The 19284-nt window shown below is 73.4% G+C and carries 18 protein-coding genes and 1 pseudogene; 7 read left to right on the forward strand and 12 right to left on the reverse strand.

Annotated features, from left to right (window positions below):
* The 6 genes and pseudogenes from IEZ00_RS36550 to IEZ00_RS12850 all read right to left on the reverse strand — a co-directional run.
* Positions 1–697 (reverse strand): annotated as a pseudogene (locus tag IEZ00_RS36550) (ATP-binding protein); the annotation flags it as partial.
* Positions 694–1905 carry a Pvc16 family protein gene (locus tag IEZ00_RS12830; protein WP_189223454.1) on the reverse strand — a complete coding sequence of 404 codons (1212 nt, stop codon included), beginning with the start codon at positions 1903–1905 and terminating at the stop codon, positions 694–696. The pseudogene IEZ00_RS36550 and the gene IEZ00_RS12830, both read right to left, overlap by 4 nt.
* Positions 1902–2558 carry a hypothetical protein gene (locus IEZ00_RS12835; protein ID WP_189223455.1) on the reverse strand — a complete coding sequence of 219 codons (657 nt, stop codon included), beginning with the start codon at positions 2556–2558 and terminating at the stop codon, positions 1902–1904. The genes IEZ00_RS12830 and IEZ00_RS12835 overlap by 4 nt, the downstream gene beginning before the upstream one ends.
* Entirely contained in the window at positions 2551–3255 is a 705-nt protein-coding gene (locus IEZ00_RS12840; RefSeq protein ID WP_209619135.1) for a T4 family baseplate hub assembly chaperone, read from the reverse strand. Before IEZ00_RS12840 ends, IEZ00_RS12835 begins: the two co-directional genes overlap by 8 nt.
* Before the next feature lie 2 nt (positions 3256–3257).
* Positions 3258–3782 carry a phage tail protein gene (locus tag IEZ00_RS12845; RefSeq protein ID WP_189223456.1) on the reverse strand — a complete coding sequence of 175 codons (525 nt, stop codon included), beginning with the start codon at positions 3780–3782 and terminating at the stop codon, positions 3258–3260.
* A gap of 8 nt (positions 3783–3790) precedes the next feature.
* Complete coding sequence (locus IEZ00_RS12850; RefSeq protein ID WP_189223457.1) at positions 3791–5641, reverse strand: phage tail sheath C-terminal domain-containing protein; 1851 nt, start codon at positions 5639–5641, stop codon at positions 3791–3793.
* Between the two features lie 453 nt (positions 5642–6094).
* Here IEZ00_RS12850 and IEZ00_RS12855 point away from each other — a divergent pair, with 453 nt between their 5' ends.
* From IEZ00_RS12855 to IEZ00_RS12865, 3 genes are all read left to right on the forward strand, one after another.
* Positions 6095–6715: a TetR/AcrR family transcriptional regulator gene (locus tag IEZ00_RS12855; protein WP_189223458.1), complete on the forward strand. Its 621-nt coding sequence runs from the start codon at positions 6095–6097 to the stop codon at positions 6713–6715.
* Between the two features lie 90 nt (positions 6716–6805).
* Positions 6806–7660 carry an SDR family NAD(P)-dependent oxidoreductase gene (locus tag IEZ00_RS12860; RefSeq protein WP_209619133.1) on the forward strand — a complete coding sequence of 285 codons (855 nt, stop codon included), beginning with the start codon at positions 6806–6808 and terminating at the stop codon, positions 7658–7660.
* Positions 7614–9287 (forward strand): TlrC/CarA/OleB/SrmB family ABC-F type ribosomal protection protein, encoded by a 1674-nt coding sequence (locus tag IEZ00_RS12865; protein ID WP_189223459.1) that lies wholly within the window; start codon positions 7614–7616, stop codon positions 9285–9287. Before IEZ00_RS12860 ends, IEZ00_RS12865 begins: the two co-directional genes overlap by 47 nt.
* 111 nt (positions 9288–9398) lie before the next feature.
* On the opposite strand, the gene IEZ00_RS37740 is transcribed toward IEZ00_RS12865, so the two are convergent.
* Positions 9399–9524 carry a hypothetical protein gene (locus IEZ00_RS37740; protein WP_268248701.1) on the reverse strand — a complete coding sequence of 42 codons (126 nt, stop codon included), beginning with the start codon at positions 9522–9524 and terminating at the stop codon, positions 9399–9401.
* 325 nt (positions 9525–9849) lie between these two features.
* On the opposite strand from IEZ00_RS37740, the gene IEZ00_RS12870 reads away from it, so the two are divergent.
* Positions 9850–11145 (forward strand): sensor histidine kinase, encoded by a 1296-nt coding sequence (locus tag IEZ00_RS12870; protein ID WP_189223460.1) that lies wholly within the window; start codon positions 9850–9852, stop codon positions 11143–11145.
* A complete protein-coding gene (locus IEZ00_RS12875; protein WP_229795554.1) occupies positions 11133–11792 on the forward strand; it encodes a response regulator in 660 nt (219 codons plus the stop codon). Before IEZ00_RS12870 ends, IEZ00_RS12875 begins: the two co-directional genes overlap by 13 nt.
* Before the next feature lie 9 nt (positions 11793–11801).
* Here the strand turns inward: IEZ00_RS12875 and IEZ00_RS12880 are convergent, their stop codons facing one another.
* The 4 genes from IEZ00_RS12880 to IEZ00_RS12895 are packed head-to-tail and all read right to left on the reverse strand — an operon-like array spanning position 11802 to position 13909.
* On the reverse strand, positions 11802–12428 hold the full coding sequence (locus IEZ00_RS12880; protein ID WP_189223461.1) for an SMI1/KNR4 family protein: 627 nt from the start codon (positions 12426–12428) through the stop codon (positions 11802–11804).
* A 52-nt stretch (positions 12429–12480) separates the two neighbouring features.
* Positions 12481–12987, reverse strand: coding sequence for a NucA/NucB deoxyribonuclease domain-containing protein (locus IEZ00_RS12885; protein WP_189223462.1), 507 nt, complete (start codon positions 12985–12987; stop codon positions 12481–12483).
* Positions 12987–13601 (reverse strand): WXG100 family type VII secretion target, encoded by a 615-nt coding sequence (locus IEZ00_RS12890; protein ID WP_189223463.1) that lies wholly within the window; start codon positions 13599–13601, stop codon positions 12987–12989. Before IEZ00_RS12890 ends, IEZ00_RS12885 begins: the two co-directional genes overlap by 1 nt.
* Positions 13602–13609: 8 nt before the next feature.
* A complete protein-coding gene (locus tag IEZ00_RS12895) occupies positions 13610–13909 on the reverse strand; it encodes a type VII secretion target (protein ID WP_189223464.1) in 300 nt (99 codons plus the stop codon).
* Positions 13910–14043: 134 nt separating this feature from the next.
* Between IEZ00_RS12895 and IEZ00_RS12900 the strand changes: the two genes are divergently transcribed.
* Positions 14044–14481 carry a YbaB/EbfC family nucleoid-associated protein gene (locus IEZ00_RS12900; RefSeq protein WP_189223465.1) on the forward strand — a complete coding sequence of 146 codons (438 nt, stop codon included), beginning with the start codon at positions 14044–14046 and terminating at the stop codon, positions 14479–14481.
* A gap of 32 nt (positions 14482–14513) precedes the next feature.
* On the opposite strand, the gene IEZ00_RS12905 is transcribed toward IEZ00_RS12900, so the two are convergent.
* Positions 14514–15992 carry a hypothetical protein gene (locus tag IEZ00_RS12905; protein ID WP_229795555.1) on the reverse strand — a complete coding sequence of 493 codons (1479 nt, stop codon included), beginning with the start codon at positions 15990–15992 and terminating at the stop codon, positions 14514–14516.
* A 139-nt stretch (positions 15993–16131) separates the two neighbouring features.
* On the opposite strand from IEZ00_RS12905, the gene IEZ00_RS12910 reads away from it, so the two are divergent.
* Positions 16132–19284 (forward strand): family 78 glycoside hydrolase catalytic domain, encoded by a 3153-nt coding sequence (locus IEZ00_RS12910; RefSeq protein WP_189223467.1) that lies wholly within the window; start codon positions 16132–16134, stop codon positions 19282–19284.

The raw sequence follows: 19284 nt of genomic DNA on the forward strand, positions 1-19284 counted from the left end.
TGACCTCGACCAGCAGCGCGGACGGCAGCAGCAGGGCCTCGCGCTCCCACAGCCGGGACAGCGCCTCCCGCTCGGTGGCGGAGGTGGGCACGTCGTCGGAGAACATCGCGTGCAGCGCCACGCCCGCGTGCCGGGCGGCGAAGGCGGCGACCTCCCAGCGGGTCTGCTGGTCCGCGCCCACCAGGTGCACCAGGGGGCCGTCGGCCCACCGCGATGCCATCGACTCGGCCACGTCGCGGTGCGACTCCGGCAGGTCGCGCGGCACGTCGACCCGCGACAGCGTGCCGTGCAGGCGGCTGTCCACGTAGGGCACGCCGACCAGGAAGTGCAGCACCCGCTCGTCCACGCGCAGCCGGGCGGCGGTCAGCACCGGGTCGGGATCGACCTCGACCAGCCGCCACCGGCGCAGCGGCGCGACCGGTGCCGCCGCGCTCCAGTGCGCGTCGTCGAACGAGGAGAAGGCGTGCGCGAAGGTCGGCACGGGCGCTTGCGGGCGCAGCTCGGCCGCGACGGCCAGCAGCAGCACCTTGCGCTCGAACGGGCTCAGCCCGAAGCACGAGCACACGGTGTCCAGGGCGCTCAGCCCGTCGCCGGGGGGCTCCTCGCGGCCCGCGAGGACGGCGTCGACGGCGGCGAGGAGCACCCGCCGGTGCCGGTCGCCGTCCTCCGCGAACCCCGCGCCCCCCACCGCGCTCATCCCGAGATGTCGACGGTCGGCCCGGCGAAGGTGCCGTCGGCGTGGGTCAGCGGGCTCTCCGCGCCGTCGACCTGCACCCGCACCAGGTAGGTGCCCGCGCCGACGTCGCGGATCGGCACCACCTGGGTGGCGCCCGGCGGCAGCGGGAAGGGGGCGGTGAACTGGTGGCCGCGCGCCTTGCCCTGGGGCGCCCGCTCGTCCAGCAGCAGGGTGACCCGCTGCTCGGGTCGGACCGGGATGTCCAGCTCCACCCGCAGCGCCCCGTCGCCCTCCGGCGCGGCCTGCAGCACCCTGGGCCGCCGGACGTAGGGCGCGGCGTTGGACTCCAGCCACGGCCGCGCCGCGTCGCCGATCGCCACGTCGTAGCGCAGCTGCACCGGGTGCACGCCAGCGGGCAGGTCGTCGGGCTGGGCCAGCACGACCGCGTTCTCCCGCGCCCGCACCACTTCCGCCCCGACCCCGCCGACCAGCGCGCTCAATCCCGGACGGCCGAGGTTCGCGCCGCGCAGCACCAGGTGCCGCTCGGCGGTGATCGGCCCGTCGTCGGGCGGGGTGCCCTCGGGCGCGTCGGGGGCCAGCGACAGCACCTCGTCGATGACCGGGCGGGTGAACGAGGTGACCGCGACCTGCCTGCGCAGCACCGGTTTGCCCGAGGTGGGCAGGGACTGCCCGTCCAGCAGCACCGCGGTCGCCTGATAGGGCACCGACAGGGCATAGGGGGTCTGGAGCATCGTCGACCACAGCTTGGACAGGTCGTCGAGGTCCATCTGGGTCGGGGTGAACCGCACCAGCTGGGGCGAGGCGGCCAGGTCCGAGCCCAGCAGCGGCGGCCTGCTCACCGCGTCCTGGATGTCGGAGCGGGTCAGCACCGGCTGCTCGTGCAGCGCGGCCACCACCGCGCCCAGCAGCCGCTGCGGCACGAAGTCGGACTCGTCGCCGTAGAAGCTGATCAGGTAGTGCAGGTCGATCGCGGCCTGGGGCCGTTTGAGCACGGTGCCGTCGCCCGCGCGGGTGACGGTGTCCCGGTTGCGCAGCGCGGCGTTGGGGACCACCTGGTACAGGAAGACCGTCACCAGCGCGTCGGAGGTCGGGTCGGCGGGCGGCTTGGTGGTGGCCACGGTCGCGCCGACCTCCACCGCGGCCACGGCGCGGGCCAGGAAGGTCTGCAGCGCCCTGGTGGCGGTGGCCACGGCGAGGAAGTTGCTCATCGGCGGTCGTCCTCACGGGCGAGGTAGCGCTCCAGGCTCAGCACCGGTTCGGGACGCCGGGCGCGCGGGCGGGGGGCTCTGCCGCGCTCCGGCTCCGCCGCGGTGACCTCGACCCGGCCGATGGACACCTGCACCACCGGCGGCGGTGGCGACGCGATCACGGGTGGCGGTGCGGGTGCGGGGGTCCGCCTGGGCTCGGTCACCGGCGTCGGGGCGGTGACGGTGGTGTGCACCGGCCGGGGCACCACGACCGGTGCGGTGGGCAGCACGGTCACCTCCACGGTCGTGGAACGCTGCTCCACCAACGGCTCCCGGACCACTTCGTGCCGCGTTCGCTCGGTGCTGACGACGGTTTCGGTCACCACCGCGGGCACCGGTTCCGGCGCGGGCGGGCTCACCTCGGCGGGCCTCGGGGACGCGGGCGGCGGTGCGGCGGGGGTGTCACCGGCCGGTCCGCGCGGCCCCTGCGGACCTCGCGCACCCGGCGGGGCGGGCGCGACCGGAGCGGGCGGGGTGGACCAGACCTCCGCTTCGGCTTCCACCTCGGTGTCGAGCTGCTCGTAGAGCTGCGGCAGTCGCGGCCGGACCACCGGGTCGGCCGGCGGGAAGCCCGGCACGCTGCGCGCGAGCAGGCGGTCGAAGTGGTCAGCCATGGTCGACCAGCTCCAGGTAGTGCCGCCGCCGGGTCGGGCTCAGCGCCAGCACCTCGGGTTCGGTCCAGCCGTAGGCGCGGGCCAGCGCGTGCACCTCCAGCAGCAGGGTCCGCGCCCACGTGTCCAGCTCGGCCCACAGGTGGGAGACGATGTCGACGGTGGCGGTGTTGCGTTGCCCGCACTCCACGCACGGCATCGCCACCCGCACGTCGGCGGCGGGATCGGCCTCGGCCACGGCGGTGGCGAGCAGGTCGACCACCTCGGCGGGCGGGGTGTCCGGGACCGGCCGCCCGTCGCGCCGCACCGCCAGGGCGCACCGGGCCAGCAGCACCGCCTTCGCGGCGGGCGGGTCGGCCGCCGCCGCGAGCAGGTCGGCGGAGGTGGGCAGGCGCAACCGCACCCGCCACCCGCCCGCCTCGACCTCCAGCTCCTGCCCGGTGGCGGGCGGGGTGCGCAGCACGTTGGCCACGTCGAAGTCGAACTCCTGCTCGGTGCCGCACGCCGGGCAGGCCAGCCGCCCGGTGAGCCGCTCGCCGAACAGCGCGCGGCGCAGCTCGAACAGCAGCCGGTCGCGCGCCCCGACCGCGAGCTCCGCCGAGCGCTCGCCCGCCAGCGCCTGCAGCAGCAGTGCCCGGCGGACCGGCCCGGCCGCCAGCCCCGCCTCCCAGGTCGCGAGGAGCTCCGCTGGTCCGCGCATGGTCAGGCCGGGAACTGGATGGACGGCTCTTCCGGCTCGGCGACCTCGTAGTCCCGGTCCCAGCCCTCGTGCTCCAGCTTCAGGCTCTGGATGGCCACGGCGTTGGCGTTGGCGTCCAGCTCACCGACGATCTGGTACTCGGCGACCCAGGCCCGGTAGACCTTGTAGGCCACGGCGACCTGGCCCGCCTCGTTGAGCACCTGGATCACGATGTCCTTGCGGAAGTCCCGCAACGACGACTCCGCGCCGCGGCCCTGCCCGACCATCCAGACCTTGTTGGCCCAGCGGTCGAATTCCACGTCGTGGGTTATTCCGCGTTCCAGCGTGATCGCCTCGAACTCGGTGCGCCCGGCGGATTTTCGCGGTGAGCTGGCATCACCGCCGCTGCGGTGCTTCACCACTTCGGTGGTGCGCTTGAGCGGGCTGATCTTCGACACGCCCGCCACCGGGCGGCCGTCCCACAGCACCAGGAACTTGAAATTCTTGTACGGGTCGAACCGCTGCGGATTGACGATGAACTCGGCCATGCGAAACCTCACACCTCGATCTGCCCGGCCATCTGCTCGATCTGGATGATCACGAACTCGGCGGGCTTCAGCGGAGCGAAGCCGACAAGAATGTTCACGATCCCGTTGTTGATGTCGTTCTGCGTGGTGGTCTCCTTGTCGCACTTGACGAAGTAGGCCTCCCGCGAGGAAACGCCCTGGAACGCGCCGCGCTCGAACAGCGAGTTGAGGAACGCGCCGACGTTGAGCCGGATCTGCGCCCACAGCGGCTCGTCGTTGGGCTCGAACACCACCCACTTGGTGCCGCGGTACAGGCTCTCCTCGATCATCAGCGCCAGCCTGCGCACCGGCACGTACTTCCACTGCGACGCCAGCGCGTCCGCGCCGTCGAGCGTGCGCGCCCCCCAGACCACCGGCCCGATCACCGGGAAGGACCGCAGGCAGTTCACGCCGAGCGGGTTGACCAGGCCGTTCTCCGGGTCGTTGAGCGGCACGGTGAGCGCGCGGGTGCCCGCCAGGCGGGCCTCGGTGCCCGCGGGCGCCTTCCACACCCCGCGCCCGCTGTCGGTGCGCGCCATGATCCCGGCGACCGCGCCGCACGGCGGGAAGGCCCGCAGCCGCCCGGTCAGCGGGTCGACCTGCTCCAGGTGCGGGAAGTACAGCGCCGCGTGGTCGCTGCGCACCGGGTCCAACCTGGGCAGTTCGGCGCGGGCGCGGTTGAGCGTGTCCCACGAGGACGGGCTGTCGACCAGCAGGAACGCCCGCTTGTCCACGCACAGCCGCTCGGCCGCGGCGAGCACCGGGATCTGCTGGTCGATCGTGGGGTAGCCGCAGACCTCGGGCAGGCACAGCAGGTTGACGTCCTCGACGTCGCGCAGCGCGTGCAGGCCGGTCTTCGCGCTCTCCGCGCCGATGATGTCGGTGGGTCCGGGCAGGCCGCCGTCCTCGCCGGCCTGGCCGCCCTCGCCGCCGACCGCGTAGGCGGTGACGTTGGGGGAGGCGTTGAGGTTGAGCGCGGTGGCGACCGCGCCGCTGAACTCCAGCACCGTGGCCGGGTCGTCGGAGCCGGACACCACCTGCAGCCGGTTGCCCATGGGGGTCACCCGCGCGGCGCCGAAGGTGCGGGTCCCCGGCTGGTCGGGGATCGCGCGCAGCGCCTGCTCCAGCGCCAGGCCCAGCGCCACCAGGTTCCCCGGCTCGCCCTGGACGCGGGTCCGGAAGGTCTCGGTGCCGCCGCGGAGCTTGACCTCCAGGTCCTCGTCGGGGATGGCGGGCAGCTCCGCGCCGAACGCGCCGGACACCGTGCCGACCGGGTCGGGCCGCAGCCGGGGGTCGGTGCCCGCGGGCGGTTCGGCGGTGATCAGGTCCGAGCTCGCGTTGACCACGTCCACGACGTAGCGCGGGTGCTCGGGGTCGGGGGAGACGTCGTTGAAGGTCTCGCCGCCGACGCGCAGGTTGTAGGTCTCGTTCGGGGTGCGCGTGGCGTAGTCGACCGACACCCGCAGGCCGTTGCCCCAGGCGCCGGGTTCCTTGGCGCGGATCACCAGCGCGGTGCCCGCGGGCTGGTCGACGTCGGAGGAGCTGTTGGGCAGTTCCACCGAGGCGGCCCGCGCCCCGGACGCGACGCGCACGACCACCGCGATCGACCCGCCGTTGAGGAAGAACTGCTGCACCGCGTAGCTGACCGGGCTCTTCGCCGCCAGCCCGCCGAACTGCCGCTCGAAATCGGCGAATCCGGTGATGGTGACCGCTTGGTCCACCGGGCCTCTGGAGGTGTATCCGACGAATGCGGTCACCGAAGTGGACACCGCGGTGATCGTGCGAACTCGACTGGGCAATTCTTCGATGTAGACACCGGGATAGGTCGGTGTGACAGGCATGTGCTCTCCACGGTCCTCGACACGCTAGTGGTGAGAGGAAATGGGCGAGCGACACCCAGCTTTAGCTCCCCCGTTCCCCAGCGCTCACGGCGCCATAGGATGGGACCGATACTTGCCCCCTCCGCCGTCCGCGTCAAGGGATTCGGCGATCTTCCGGAGGAAGTAGCCCGGATGGCTGATGATCGAGAACGCCCCCTTTCGGCACCCGATCGGTCCGGAACAATAGGACCGATTGTTCCGGCGAGGCCCCGGAAGTCGTTGAATTCCCTGGTCGACAACTGAACCGACGTGGTGTCGAACCGGCTCCGGTGTCCGCAGAGGACGAACGGGGGTGCGGGCTCTCCCGTCCGTCCGGCCGCCCCTGTGGCCGCCCCTCCGGTCGCACGAGTGGGCAGCGCCTGTCCGCAGAAACGAGACGAGACGTTTCGACTCGTTCCCTGGTACCGTAGGGTGATGACCGCTCCGCGCAAGACCCCGGACCGCAGTCGTCGCAGCGCGCGCTCCCGCCGCGCCATCTTCGACGCCGCCCTCGCGCTGATCGGCGAGGTGGGCTACGCCGCCACCACGATCGAGGGCATCGCCGCCAAGGCGGGGGTCGGCAAGCAGACGATCTACCGCTGGTGGCCGTCCAAGGCGGCGGTGCTGCTCGACGCCTTCCTCGACCTCGGGGACCAGGCGGCGATGGCGGCGGGCGCCGACGACCGCGCGTCCGCCATCCCGGATTCCGGTGACCTGGAGGCCGATCTCAAGCTCGTCCTGCGGGCGACCGTGGACGAGCTCGGCGACCCCAAGTACGACCTGCCCTTCCGCGCGCTGGCCGCCGAGGGGGCGGTGAACGAGGATCTCGGCGTCGAGGTGGTGGAGCGGCTCCTGCGCCCGCAGCGCCAGCTCTACGTCGAGCGGCTGCGCGCGGCGCGGGAAGCCGGGCAGCTGCGCGAGGACTCCGACCTGGAGATCGCGGTGGACCTGCTGGTCTCGCCGTTGGCACAGCGCTGGTTGCAGCGCACCGGCCCGGTCACCCACGAGTACGCCGAAGCGCTCGTGGAGCACGTCTTGCGAGGGCTGACGCGATAACGAGACGTCGCGTCTTGTTTTAGTGGGTGAGGTCGTCTACGGTGTGCTCAACAAGACGAGACGGTTCGTCTTGTTCTGGAGGGAGACACCATGACCACCGCTCGCGTCTGGTTCATCACCGGAGCCAGTCGAGGACTGGGCCGCGCCTTCGCCGAGGCCGCGCTGGCCGCCGGGGACCGCGTGGTCGCGGTGGCCCGCACCGCCCCGGCGCTGGAAGCGCTGGCCGCCGAGCACGGCGACCGCGTGCTCGCCCTGCCCGTGGACATCACCGACCGCGCCGCCGTGCGCGACGCCGTCGACCGGGCGGTGCGGCACTTCGGCAGGCTCGACGTCGTCGTCAACAACGCCGGGTACCTGGCCATGGGCATGGTCGAGGAGTTCGACGAGGACGGTGCCCGCGCCCAGTTCGACACCAACTTCTTCGGCGCGCTGTGGGTCAGTCAGGCCGTGCTGCCCACGCTGCGGGCCCAGGGCCGCGGCCACATCGTGCAGATCTCCAGCATCGGCGCGCTGGCGGGCTTCGCCTCCACCGGGCTCTACAGCGCCAGCAAGTTCGCGCTGGAGGGGATGAGCGAGGCGCTGGCCGCCGAGGTGGCCGACTTCGGCGTGAAGGTGACCATCGTCCAACCCGGCGGCTACTGGACCGACCTCTACACCAAGGGGCTGGCCACCACCGAGCCCATCGACGCCTACGCGCCGTTGCGCGCCCGGTTGGCGGAGCAGTTCGCCGAAGGTTCCGTGGACAGCCTGCCGCACCTGGCCGCCGAAGCCGTGCTCAAGCTCGTCGACAGCGACCGGCCGCCGCTGCGGCTGCTGCTGGGCAGCGCCGCCTACGACATCGCCTTCGACGTCACCCGGCAGCGGATGGCCACGTGGGCGGAATGGGAGGAGACCAGTCGTGCCGCCGAACACCCCGTCCCGGCACCCGAGGGCTACGGCTCCTGAGAGGAGGAATCCCGTTCACACCGCACAACTGGCCCTGCACGGGGTCACCAAGCGCTACGGCGAGCACGTCGTGCTCGACCGCGTCTCCATCGCCGTCAAGCCAGGGGAGAAGGTCGGCGTCATCGGCGACAACGGCTCCGGCAAGTCCACCCTGCTCAGGCTGATGGCCGGGGTGGAGCGGCCGGACAACGGCGAGGTGGCCGTGGCCGCGCCGAACGGCGTGGGCCACTTGGCGCAGGCGTTGGAGCTGCCGCCGGGGGCCGCCGTCCAGGACGTGGTCGACCTGGCGCTGGCGGATCTGCGCGACATCGAGGCGCGGATGCGCCGGGCCGAGGGCGACCTGGCGGCCGGGCACGACGTGCTGGACGCCTACGCCGCGCTGGTCGAGCGCTACGAGGCGCGCGAGGGCTACCGCGCCGACGCCGGGGTCGACGCGGCGCTGCACGGGCTGGGGCTGCCCGGCCTGGACCGCGAGCGGCCGCTGGGCACCCTGTCCGGCGGCGAGCGCTCCCGCCTGGCGCTGGCCGCGACCCTGGCGGCCCAGCCGGAGCTGCTGCTGCTCGACGAACCGACCAACGACCTGGACGACGAGGCCGTCGGCTGGTTGGAGGCACGCCTGCGGGCGCACCGCGACACCGTGGTCGCGGTGACCCACGACCGGGTGTTCCTGGAACGCCTCACCACCACCGTGCTGGAGGTCGACTCCGGCGCGGTGTCCCGCTACGGCGACGGCTACGCGGGCTACCTCACCGCCAAGGCCGCCGAACGCGCGCGGCGGCTGCGGGAGCACGAGCAGTGGCGGGCCGAGCTGGACCGCAACCGGAAGTTGGCGCACAGCAACGCGGACAGGCTCGGCGGCATCCCGCGCAAGCTCCCGCTGGCGGTCTTCGGGGCGGGTGGGTTCCGGGCGCGCGGGCGCGCGCACGGCGCGATGAGCCGCATCCGCAACGCCAAGGAACGGGTCGAGCGGCTGACCGCGAACCCGGTGGCGCCGCCCACCGACCCGCTCGTCTTCACCGCCCGGCTCGCCACCGCGGAACTGCCGCCCGCCGTGGCCGAGCTGGAGGACGTGCGCGTCGACGGCCGGGTCAGCGTGCCGTCGCTGCGCGTGCGACCGGGCGAACGGCTGCTCGTGACCGGCCCCAACGGCGCGGGCAAGAGCACGCTCGTCCGGGTGCTCGCCGGGGAACTGCGCCCGGACGCGGGCGTGGTGCGCGTCCACGGGCGGGTCGGGCACCTGCGCCAGGAGGAGACCCCGGAACCGCCGGACCGGACCGTGCTGGAGACCTTCGCGCGCGGCGGCGACCCGGAGGAGCACGCCGAGACCCTGCTCGCGCTGGGCCTGTTCCGCCCGCGGGACCTGACCCTGCGCATGGGGGAGCTGTCCTACGGGCAGCGGCGGCGGGTCGAACTGGCCCGCCTGGTGAGCGGACCGGTGGACCTGCTGCTGCTCGACGAACCCACCAACCACCTCGCGCCCGCGCTGGTGGAGGAGTTGGAGCAGGCCCTCGCCGGGTACCGGGGCGCGCTGGTGGTCGTCACCCACGACCGGCGGATGCGGTCCCGCTTCACCGGCTCGCGCCTGGCGCTGCGGGACGGCGCGGTCGAGTCGTCCGAGGCGGCGTGACGACCGGCCGCAACCGTCCCGACAGGAGGATCCACGCGCTGGGGACGACCACCGGCAGGGTCATCAGCAGAGTGGTCGTGGCCGCGTCCACCCCCGGCAGCAGCAGGCCGGTCAACAGCGACAGCACCATGTTGTTCCCGGCGCGGGCAGCAGGCGCTGCCGCAGGTAGCCGGTCCAGCCGAACTCCTCGCCCCAGTACACGGGGGTGAGCACCGGCACGGCCAGCAGGACCGCCACCAGCGCCCAGTCGCCCGCAGCGGCCCGCCCGCCGCCGCCAGCGCGACGGCCGCGACGGCGGGCGCGAACGCGAACGGCAGCTGCACCAACGGGTTGACGATGGACAGGCCGAGCAGAGGGGCGCCGATCATGCCCGCCCAAGCGCGTCCGAACGCCAGCAGGAGGAAGATGAGAAGACCGCGGTCGCGCATGGCAGCACAAGACCACCGGCGCTGTCCTCCGGTCACTACACCTGAACTCCGGACAGGGGTAGGGCTGGACATACCCGAGGGAGTGGGCGGAGAGGGCGGGACGTCGCCGGGTGCCGCCGGTTAGCGTCGGAGCCATGATCAGGGGGAAGCCCAAGACGGCGCTGGAAGCGCTGACCCGACGCCGGTTCCTGCTCGGCTCCTGGCCGTGGCGCGCGCTGGCGCACCTGCTCGGCACGCCGGTGGTCGCGGGTGCGGCGGCGCTCGCGCTGTTCCCGCCCGCTCTGCCGTGGGCCGTCGCGCTGGCCAACGCGACCGGTCCCGCCCCCGTGCCGTGGGAGACGGTGCTGCTGCTCGTGCTGGTCGGGGGAGTGCTGCTCGGCGCGGCACTGCCGGTGGTGGCGGCACCTGTCGCGCGGGTGGAGCGGTGGCGGCTGCGGCTGGTGGACACCCGCCCGCTCGGCGGCGGCTCCCGACGGCTCGGCCTGCCGCGGCGGTACACCGACGCCGCGGCGTGGCGGGAAGCCGGGTACACCGTGCTGCTGGCGAGCGCCGGGGCACTGATGTCCACCGCTCTGTGCGGGCTGCTGTTCATCCTCGGCGTGATCACCGTCTCGCCGCTGCTGGTGCTGAGCGGGGAGCCCATCGTGATCGGGGTCGACACGCTGACCGCGCCGGAGCAGGCCGTGGGCTACGCGGTGGGCGCGGCGCTCGTGCTGGTCGCGGCCCCGTACCCGGTGGCGCTGCTGGCCGCCGCGCACGCGGCGGTGGGCCGGGCGCTGCTGGGCGGTGAGCCGCTGCGCGCCGAGCTGGTCGAGGTGTCCCGTTCCCGCGCCCGGCTCGTGGACCTGTTCGAGGCCGAGCGCCGCCGCATCGAGCGCGACCTGCACGACGGCGCGCAGGAGCGGTTGGTGGGGCTCACCCTGCGGCTCGGCCTGGCCAGGGTGGACCTGCCGCCGGACTCGCCCGCCCACGACGACGTGGTGGCCGCGCACGACCAGGCCAAGCAGCTGATGACCGAGTTGCGCGAGCTGGTCCGCGGCATCCACCCCCGCGTGCTCACCGACCGCGGCCTGGCCGCCGCGCTGGGGGAGCTGGCCGACCGCTCGGCCATCCCGGTGGCCGTCGAGGCCGACCTGCCCGAGCGGTTGCCCGCGCCGGTGGAGGCCACCGCGTACTTCGTGGTCTCGGAAGCGCTGGCCAACGCCGCCAAGCACAGCGGAGCCACCGGCGTCTCGGTCACCGCCCGCGTGCGCGGCGGCGCGTTGGTGGTGGAGGTCGCCGACGACGGCGTGGGCGGCGCCGACCCGGCGGCGGGCACCGGGCTGACCGGGCTGGCCGACCGGGTGGCCGTGCTCGACGGCAGGCTGCTGCTGTCCAGTCCGGCCGGCGGTCCGACGGCGGTGCGGGCGGAGTTGCCGTGCGCGCGGTGACGAGGGTGGTGCTCGCCGAGGACGGGGTGCTGCTGCGGGCGGGCCTGGCGGGCCTGCTGGAGCGGTTCGGCTTCGAGGTCGTCGCCGCGGTGGGCGACGCGGGCGCGCTGGTGGAGGCGGTGGCCGCGCACCGCCCGGACTTGGTGCTCACCGACATCCGGATGCCGCCGGGCTTCAGGGACGAGGGGCTGCGCGCGGCGGTGGAGCTGCGCCGCGCCGACCCCGACCTGGCGGTGGTGGCGCTGAGCCAGTACGTGGAGCGCAGCTACGCCGCCGAGCTGCTCGACTCCGGCGACGGGCAGCGGGTCGGTTACCTGCTCAAGGACCGGGTGGTCGACGTCGAGGAGTTCGCGGGCGTGCTGCGGCAGGTCGTCGCGGGTGGCACGGTGGTCGACCCGCAGGTGGTGCGCCAGCTGCTCAGCAGGCGGCGCGACCCGCTGGCCCGCCTCTCGGCCAGGGAGCGCGAGGTGCTCGCGCTGGTCGCCGAGGGGCGCTCCAACGCCGCCATCGCCGCCCACCTGGCGGTCACCGAGACGGCGGTGGGCAAGCACGTCGGCAACATCCTGGCCAAGCTCGACCTGCCGCCGGACCAGGACAGCAACCGCCGGGTCCTGGCCGTGCTGGCCTACCTGCGGGCGGAGGGGTGAGCGGGGTGCTCACTCGTCCACGTCGAGGCTGACCACCGCGCCGTCGGGCAGGTCGTGCAGCTGCTGCGCGACCGGCCCGCGGATGCGCATGGCCTGCGCGGCGTCGCGGGCCACCAGGTTGTCCAGCGCCACCTCGCCGCCCAGCGCCAGGAACTTCAGCGGCACCAGGCGCTCGTGGGGCTGGAGCGGGCCGCGTTCGCGCTCCCACTCCACGACCAGCCCGGCCGTGGCGTTGACCAGCGGGTCGGACAGCAGCCACGCCGCCCAGTCGTCCAGGCTCCGGCCGATGTCCTCGGCGTCGGCGGTCTCCGGGTCGAACAGCACCACGCGGCCGTCCAGCACGGCGAACTGGGTGCCCAGCGCGTCCTGGCCGAAGCAGAAGAAGTCGTCGGCCAGCCCGCCGAAGGTGTCCTTCCACAGCTCTCCGGTGTTCCACGACAGCAGCTCGGGCCCCAGCCCCTCGTCGCCCGCCCGGTAGACCTGCACGGCCGAGCCGAACGCGGTGAACCCGTTGAGGTGGCTGAGCAGCCGCGCCAGCTCGGCCAGCGGACCGTCCGGAACGCCGAAGTCCACCTGCGTCGGCCTGCCGAGCGGGCCGTGCGCCCTGGTGAGCAGGTCCTGGACCGGAGTCCGCATCAGTTCTCCTCGTCGTGGCCGCCTGCCGGAGCGGCCGAGTCTAGCGAGCGGCTCACTTGGCTATCAGCTGGATGACGGCGCCGTTGGGCAGCCCCTTGATGGCCTGCCCGATGACCGCTCCGGACCCCCGGTTGTCGCCCGAGGCGATGTGCTTGATGCTCGCGCCGCTGCCGCCCTCCTTGAAGACGGCGGGCGGGTACTCGTCGCGGTCCTTCTTCGGCTGGGTGGGCACGCCGCGCAGCGAGTCCTTCCGGTTCTGCTTCGCGCCGGTGCGGTCGATGGTCAGGATCGACGGCTTGCCCAGTGTCTTCTGCGCGTCCTTGATGTGGGCGGCGGACTCGGGGTACTTCTTGCTGTCGATGACGATGGTCTTGCTGAACTTCGGCACCTTGGCGGGCTTCGGCGGCGGTTTGACCACCTTGCCGCCCGCGCTGACCCGCTTGGACCGCCGCAGCACGCCGGTGACGTTGTTCGCGGTGCCGGAGGTGGCCTTGGTGGCCGACCGCAGCTGGCGTCCGGACGTGGCCGCGGACTTCAGCACCGTTCCGCGCCTGCCCATCAGAGGAATTCCATGATCAGGAAGACCAGGTCGGCGATGATGCCGGGCAGCGCGAGCCCCGCGGTCGAGGCGACCAGCCCCAGCCAGATCGGTAATCGGGACAGGATCGTGGAGACGCACTCGACGATCAGCTCGCGCACCATGTCGCGCACCGAGCCGATGACGTCGCCCGCGCTGCGCACCGCGGCGGAGACGGCGGCGGCGGTGGCCGCCACCGCGGCCAGCCCGCCCTCCTGCTCGCGCGCTTGGCGGCGGTAGGCGTCACCGGCCTCGCCGGTCCAGCCCGCGGTGTCCGCCCGGACCACCTCGGCCAGCCGCTCCTGCGCCTGGCCGACCTTCTCGGCGATGCCCTTCCAGGTGTCGGCGTAGGCGGCGATCGCGGCCGGGTCGCCCGCCAGCTCGTCCACCGCCTCGCGCAGCGGCTCGACGTGCTCGATCAGCCACGACACCCCGGCGCCCAGCAGCGCCTGCGCCGGGTTGACGATCGTGCCGAGCACCTCCAGCGCCCCGTCCTTGACGCTGATGCCCGGATCAGCCCACTGGGCCTGTTCGAGGGACCGGGTGGCCTGGTTGATCTCGTCGGCCAGCCGGAACCCGGCTTCGGTGTCGGTCACGGCCCTCCTCAGGGCGCGAACGCCTCGGCGTTGCCCCGCTCGACGGTGTCGTACTCGGCGACCGTGTCGACCACCAGCTCGGTGGTGGTCGACACGGACTCCACGGCTTCCTTGACCAGCTGCACCGCCTGCTCGACCATCGGCGCCAGATCGCCGGGGATGGCGGTGAACAGCACGCCGAAGGCATCCGGCGGCGTCCCCGCGCCCTGCGCCTGCGACAGCGCGTCGGCGAGCAGGTCGGACACGCCGCGCAAGTGCTGCGCGTGGCCGCGGAGCTCTTCGGCCACGACGTCGAATTTCCCCGTCACGTGGACACTCCTGGCAGATGTCTAGGCACGCAGCGTCACGGTAGAGCAGAATGCGGGACTCTGAACACGACTTCGGCGGAAGCGACGGGCAGTTGCTCCGCTCGTCCCAACCCTCTCCTTCGAAGGGGGCAGCCTTGAGCAGGGTCGAGGAAGACGCGCTCGAACGGCGCATCGAGGAGTGGTCGGCCAGGGCCGCCGAGAAGGTCGAGCGCTACCAGGCGCTCCAGCGGCGGCTGTCGGGTCTGGCCATCACCGAGCGCGGCCTCAACGGCGGCGTGGAGGTCACCGTCGGGCAGAGCGGGCTGGTCACCGCCATGCACGCCTCCGACGCGCTGCAGGTGCGGCCGTCGCAACTGGTCGAGGAGCTGATGTCGTGCATGCGCAGGGCGCAGGCGCGGCTGGCCGACCAGGTCGAGGCGGTCATGCGCGAGGAGGTCGGCGACGACCCGGAGAGCGTGGCCGCCGTGTCGGAGAGCTTCCACCGCGCCTTCCCCCGGCCGGAGGACTCCGAAGTGGACGATGACGAGCAGGACGAGGAGGACGGCGAAGAGGGCTACGACCCGATGCGCTGATCGACCGCGCCCCCTCCGCCGTCACGCCCGGTTCAGCGCGCCCGCATGACGATCAGGTCGCCGTGACCGCCGTAGCCGAGGACGGGTTCGGCGTACTGCGTGCCGTCGAAGGTGATCATCCACCACTCGCGGCCCACCGGGAACAGCGTCGGGTGCGGGATGTTGGTGCCGTAGGGGGCGTCGAGCGTGCCCAGCTTGCGCATGGCCAGGTCGTAGACCGGGTACTGGCGGGCGTCGCCGTCGCTGGCCAGGACGTACCAGTCGGGGCCGACGCGCTGGATGATCGTGCCCTCGGTCTGGTCCACGGAGGTGTCCGCGCCGGCCAGCCGCAACGACTCCGCGTAGTCCGCGCCGCGCGGTCCGGCGGCCAGCGCCGGGTGGAAGACGAACGCGGGCTGCTGGGCCTCGCTCTCCACGAACGCCAGGCGCCACCGACCGTCCACGCGGGTCAGCGCCGGGTCCCAGGAGCTGACCGAGGTCGGCAGCGGCAGTCTCTCGGTGGGCAGGACGTGCACGCCGGAGAGGACGTTCGCGGTGGTCGTGGTGTGCCGGATGTGCACGCCCCGGAAGGCGAAATCGCCCCAAGAGCTCATCAGCACGATGAACCGGCCGGTTCGGTCGTCGTAGACGATCTGTCCGGCGTGGTCGCCGAGCACCAGGCCGTCGCGCTGGAAGAACAGCGTCGCCACCTGCTCCACGCGGGTCGGGTCGGCCAGGTCGACCGTCCACACCGCCCAGTGCGCCTGCTGGAAGAAGCCCAGCCCGGCGTTGGTCAGGGTGAGGAAGACCTTGCCGTCCCGGATGAACGGCCTGCCGTCGGCGTGCTGCACCAGGTGCGGGTCGCGCACGCCCACCTGGCCGAAGTAGCCCGCGCGGACCCGGCCCAGGAGCACCGGCGCGTCGCCGCGCCCGCCGTAGGTGTAGGACAGCGCGCCCAGGACGGCCGGGTTCCGCAGGTCGACCAGGGCCTGCACGTTGTCCCGCTCGGTCGCCACGGGTTGCCACCCGGTGCCGGTGCCGGTGTGGTCGACCAGCACGGTCACCGCGTTCTCGTTGAACACCACGGCGAAGCCGAACGGACCCGCGTTCGCCGCCCGCACCTGCGCCGAGGCCGCCACGGTGCGCCCGCTGTCCGCGCCGACCTCGATGGTGACCATCCCGGTCTCCGCGTTGTACGTGCCGAGCACGGATGTCCGTCCGCCGGTCAGCCCCGCGACCGCGGTGCCCCCCTGCCGCACCTCGACCACCACCGCGCCGAACGGGGCTCGGGGTCGCACACCGGTGCTGACCAGCGTGTCCGCTGCGGACGGCGGCGCGGTGGCGCTGTCGTACTGCACGAACCGGGGTGCGATCAGGTCGAACGGGCGGAACCGGTGGGTGGTGGAGAAGTGCAGGTCGAAAGGACTGCGGACGGGTTGGGCCACGGCGGGCGGGGCGCTGATCAGCCCGGCGAGCGCGCCGGCGGCGGTGCCGCGCAGCAGCGTGCGTCGCCCGATGGGGTGTGCGGCCAAGAGTCCTCCTTGATCCGGTGTCATCCCGTGTTACCTCGGACGAGCGGGCTTCCACCAGCCCCGGAGGTCGGGTTGTCCGGTGGACAGATCGGTCGATACTCGTTGACACCGGATCGTCACTCTCAGCAGTGTGGGGATCATGCGCAGGAGGGTGTTCCTCACCGGTCCGGTAGTCGGCTTGGGATTGGCGACCACGTCGCCGCCCGGTGCGGCGTCGCCGGGCGGGGGCGGGCTGCGCGTCGCGCGCACCTCGGTGGAGCACGCGGAGACCCTGCTGGGCACCGATGTCGCGCGGCCCCGGCTGTCCTGGGTGCTCACCGCGGGCGGCCACGGGGCGAGGCAGACCGCCTACGAGGTCGAGGTGGGCACGACGCCCGGCCGCGCGGACGTGTGGTCCTCGGGCCGGGTCGACTCGGACCGGTCGGTCGGCGTCGAGTACGCGGGCCCCGCGTTGCGCCCCCGGACCCGCTACCACTGGCGGGTCCGCGTCCGGGACGCCTCCGGCGCCCCCTCGCCGTGGAGCGCGTCGAGCTGGTGGGAGACCGCCCTGCTGGGCGGGCCGTGGACGGCGAGCTGGATCGGCGCGGGCGACTCGCTGCCCGGCTTCGGCGCCGCGCGGTGGATCTGGACCGACACCGCGCCGGTGGCCCCCCGCTGGTTCCGCGGCGCGGTGGAGCTGCCCGCAGACGTGGCCAGGGCGCGGCTGGTGGCCACAGCGGACGACGACTTCACCCTCTACGTGGCCGGGCAGCAGGTGCTGCACGTGCCGGAGGAGACCGACGCGTGGAAGACCGGCAGGCGCGCCGACGTGACCGGGCTGGTGCGCGGCGGCGGTCGGGTCGTGGTGGCCGCGCGGGCCACCAACCGCGGCGCCGACAGCCCCGACAACCCGGCAGGCCTGCTGGTGCGGCTGCTGGTGGAGCACGCCGACGGCAGCACGCGCGAGCTGGTCACCGGGCCGGGCTGGAAGGTCGCCACCACCGAGCAGGCCGGGTGGCAGACGCCGGAGTTCGACGACAGCGGTTGGGTCGCGGCGCCCCCATCGCACCCCTACGGCCAAGGCCCCTGGGGCAGCTCCGTTTCCCTCGGCGAGGCGCCCGCCCCCTTGCTGCGCAAGGAGTTCACCCTCACCAAACCCGTCGTCCGCGCGCGGCTGCACATCAGCGGCCTGGCCTACTACGAGGCGGAGATCAACGGCAGGCGGGTCGGCGACAGCGTGCTCGACCCCGGCTTCACCGACTACGACGACACCGTGCTCTACGCCGTGCACGACGTGACGGGCCACCTGCGGGAGGGCGCGAACGCGATCGGCGCGACGCTGGGCCGCGGGTTCTACGGCATGAGGTCGCCGAACGTGTGGCGCTGGGAGCGCCCACCGTGGCACGCGGAGCCGAAGCTGCTGGCACAGCTGGAGGTCGACCACCCCGACGGCACGCGAACCGTGGTGGCCAGCGACGGCACCTGGCGCGTCGCGGACGGCCCGACGTTGGTCAACTCCCTCTACACCGGGGAGACCTACGACGCGCGCCGCGCCACACCGGGGTGGTCCTCACCGGGGCTCGACGACTCGGCATGGCGCCCGGCGGCGGAGCAGGACGCCCCGCGCGGCGTGCTGCGCGCCCAGCAGCACGAGCCGATCCGCGTGGTGGAGACGGTGACGCCGGTCGCCGTCACCGAACCTCGCCCCGGCGTGTTCGTCGCCGACATGGGGCGCACGATGGCGGGCTGGACGCGGCTGGAGGTCACCGCTCCCGAGGGCACGGTGGTCGGCCTGCTGCACGGAGAGAAGCTCAACCCGGACGGCACCGTCCACATGCGCAACGAGCACGTCTCCGGCTCGCGCGTGCAGTACGACGAGTACATCTGCGCTGGAGGTCAGGAGACCTGGGAACCCCGCTTCTCCTACAAGGGGTTCCGCTACGTCCAGGTGACCGGCTTGTCCTCCGCGCCGGGCCTGGCGGGCCGCGTGGTGCACTCCGACGTGCGCGAGGCGAGCCGGTTCTCCTGCTCCGTGGCGATGTTCGAGCAGCTGGACCGCGCCATGCGCCGCACCGTCGTGAACAACCTGCACGGCATCCCCACCGACACCCCCACCTACGAGAAGAACGGCTGGACCGGCGACGCGCAGGTCGGCGTGCCGTCGATGACGCACGAGTTCGACCTCGCGCGGTTCTTCACCAAGTGGCTGGGGGACCTGGCCGACAGCGTGGACGCCGCCGGGCAGGTGCCGGTGATCGTGCCCAGCGGCGGTTGGGGCTACCGGGAGCTGGCGCCCGCCCCGGAGTGGACCACCGTCTACCCCTACCTGGTCCGGGAGATGCACCGCGTCTACGGCGACACGCGCGTGGTGCGGCAGCACTGGTCCTCGCTGGTCCGGTACCTGGACTGGGAGCTGGGCAGGCTGCGCGACGGCCTGGCGGTCACCGCGCTGGGCGACTACCTGGCGCCGGGAACCGGCGGCAACCCGCCGGAGGACACCCGGCTCACTGCGACCGCCTACCTCTACCGCGCTCTGCTGCACACCGCCGAGCTGGGGGAGCTGATCGGGCAGCCCGAGGTGGCGGCTCGTTACCGCGAGGCCGCCGGGGGGCTGCGCGACGCGCTCAACGCCACCTTCCTGGACCCGGCGGGGTACTACCGCACCGCCAAGGACCCCGGTTACCGGCAGACCTCCAACGCCGTGCCGCTGGCCTTCGGCATGGTGCCCGCGGGTTCGGTCGCCGCGGTGGCCGACCGGCTCGCCGCCGAGGTGCGCGCGGCGGGCGACCACCTCGACACCGGGTGCCTGGGCACCAGCGTGCTGCTGCCGGTGCTGACCGAGCACGGCCACGCCGACGTGGCGCACGCGCTGGCCACCCAGCGGACGTACCCGAGCTGGGGGTACTGGCTGGACAGCGGGGCCGACACGATGTGGGAGATGTGGGACGCGGAGACCCGCTCGCGCAACCACTACTTCAAGGGCACCGTCGTGCAGTGGCTGTACGAGAACGTGGCCGGGCTGCGACCGGGGGAGGACGGGTTCCGCACCTTCGTGGTGCGGCCGGACGCGCGTGTCGGCGTGTCCTGGGTGCGCTACCGGCTGTCCACGGTGCGGGGTGAGATCGAGGTGGGCTGGTCCGCCGTGGACGGCGGACTGCGGATGACCGTGGACGTGCCGGTGGGCTCGACGGCCGAGGTGCACGTGCCCGGAACCGCGGCGACCGCCGACCCGCCGGTGGCCCCGGTCCGGACCGACCGGGGATGGCTCGTCTTCCGAGTGGACCACGGCCGCTGGAACTTCCACTCTCCCTGA

The sequence above is a fragment of the Saccharothrix coeruleofusca genome, from assembly GCF_014648515.1.
GTDB lineage: Bacteria > Actinomycetota > Actinomycetes > Mycobacteriales > Pseudonocardiaceae > Actinosynnema > Actinosynnema coeruleofuscum.

Bases quoted from the DNA above. Each gene is read 5' to 3' on its own strand.
- IEZ00_RS12830 (WP_189223454.1), bottom strand. From the start codon at position 1,905: ATGAGCAACTTCCTCGCCGTGGCCACCGCCACCAGGGCGCTGCAGACC.
- IEZ00_RS12835 (WP_189223455.1), bottom strand. From the start codon at position 2,558: ATGGCTGACCACTTCGACCGCCTGCTCGCGCGCAGCGTGCCGGGCTTC.
- IEZ00_RS12840 (WP_209619135.1), bottom strand. From the start codon at position 3,255: ATGCGCGGACCAGCGGAGCTCCTCGCGACCTGGGAGGCGGGGCTGGCG.
- IEZ00_RS12845 (WP_189223456.1), bottom strand. From the start codon at position 3,782: ATGGCCGAGTTCATCGTCAATCCGCAGCGGTTCGACCCGTACAAGAAT.
- IEZ00_RS12850 (WP_189223457.1), bottom strand. From the start codon at position 5,641: ATGCCTGTCACACCGACCTATCCCGGTGTCTACATCGAAGAATTGCCC.
- IEZ00_RS12855 (WP_189223458.1), top strand. From the start codon at position 6,095: ATGACCGCTCCGCGCAAGACCCCGGACCGCAGTCGTCGCAGCGCGCGC.
- IEZ00_RS12860 (WP_209619133.1), top strand. From the start codon at position 6,806: ATGACCACCGCTCGCGTCTGGTTCATCACCGGAGCCAGTCGAGGACTG.
- IEZ00_RS12870 (WP_189223460.1), top strand. From the start codon at position 9,850: ATGATCAGGGGGAAGCCCAAGACGGCGCTGGAAGCGCTGACCCGACGC.
- IEZ00_RS12880 (WP_189223461.1), bottom strand. From the start codon at position 12,428: ATGCGGACTCCGGTCCAGGACCTGCTCACCAGGGCGCACGGCCCGCTC.
- IEZ00_RS12885 (WP_189223462.1), bottom strand. From the start codon at position 12,987: ATGGGCAGGCGCGGAACGGTGCTGAAGTCCGCGGCCACGTCCGGACGC.
- IEZ00_RS12910 (WP_189223467.1), top strand. From the start codon at position 16,132: ATGCGCAGGAGGGTGTTCCTCACCGGTCCGGTAGTCGGCTTGGGATTG.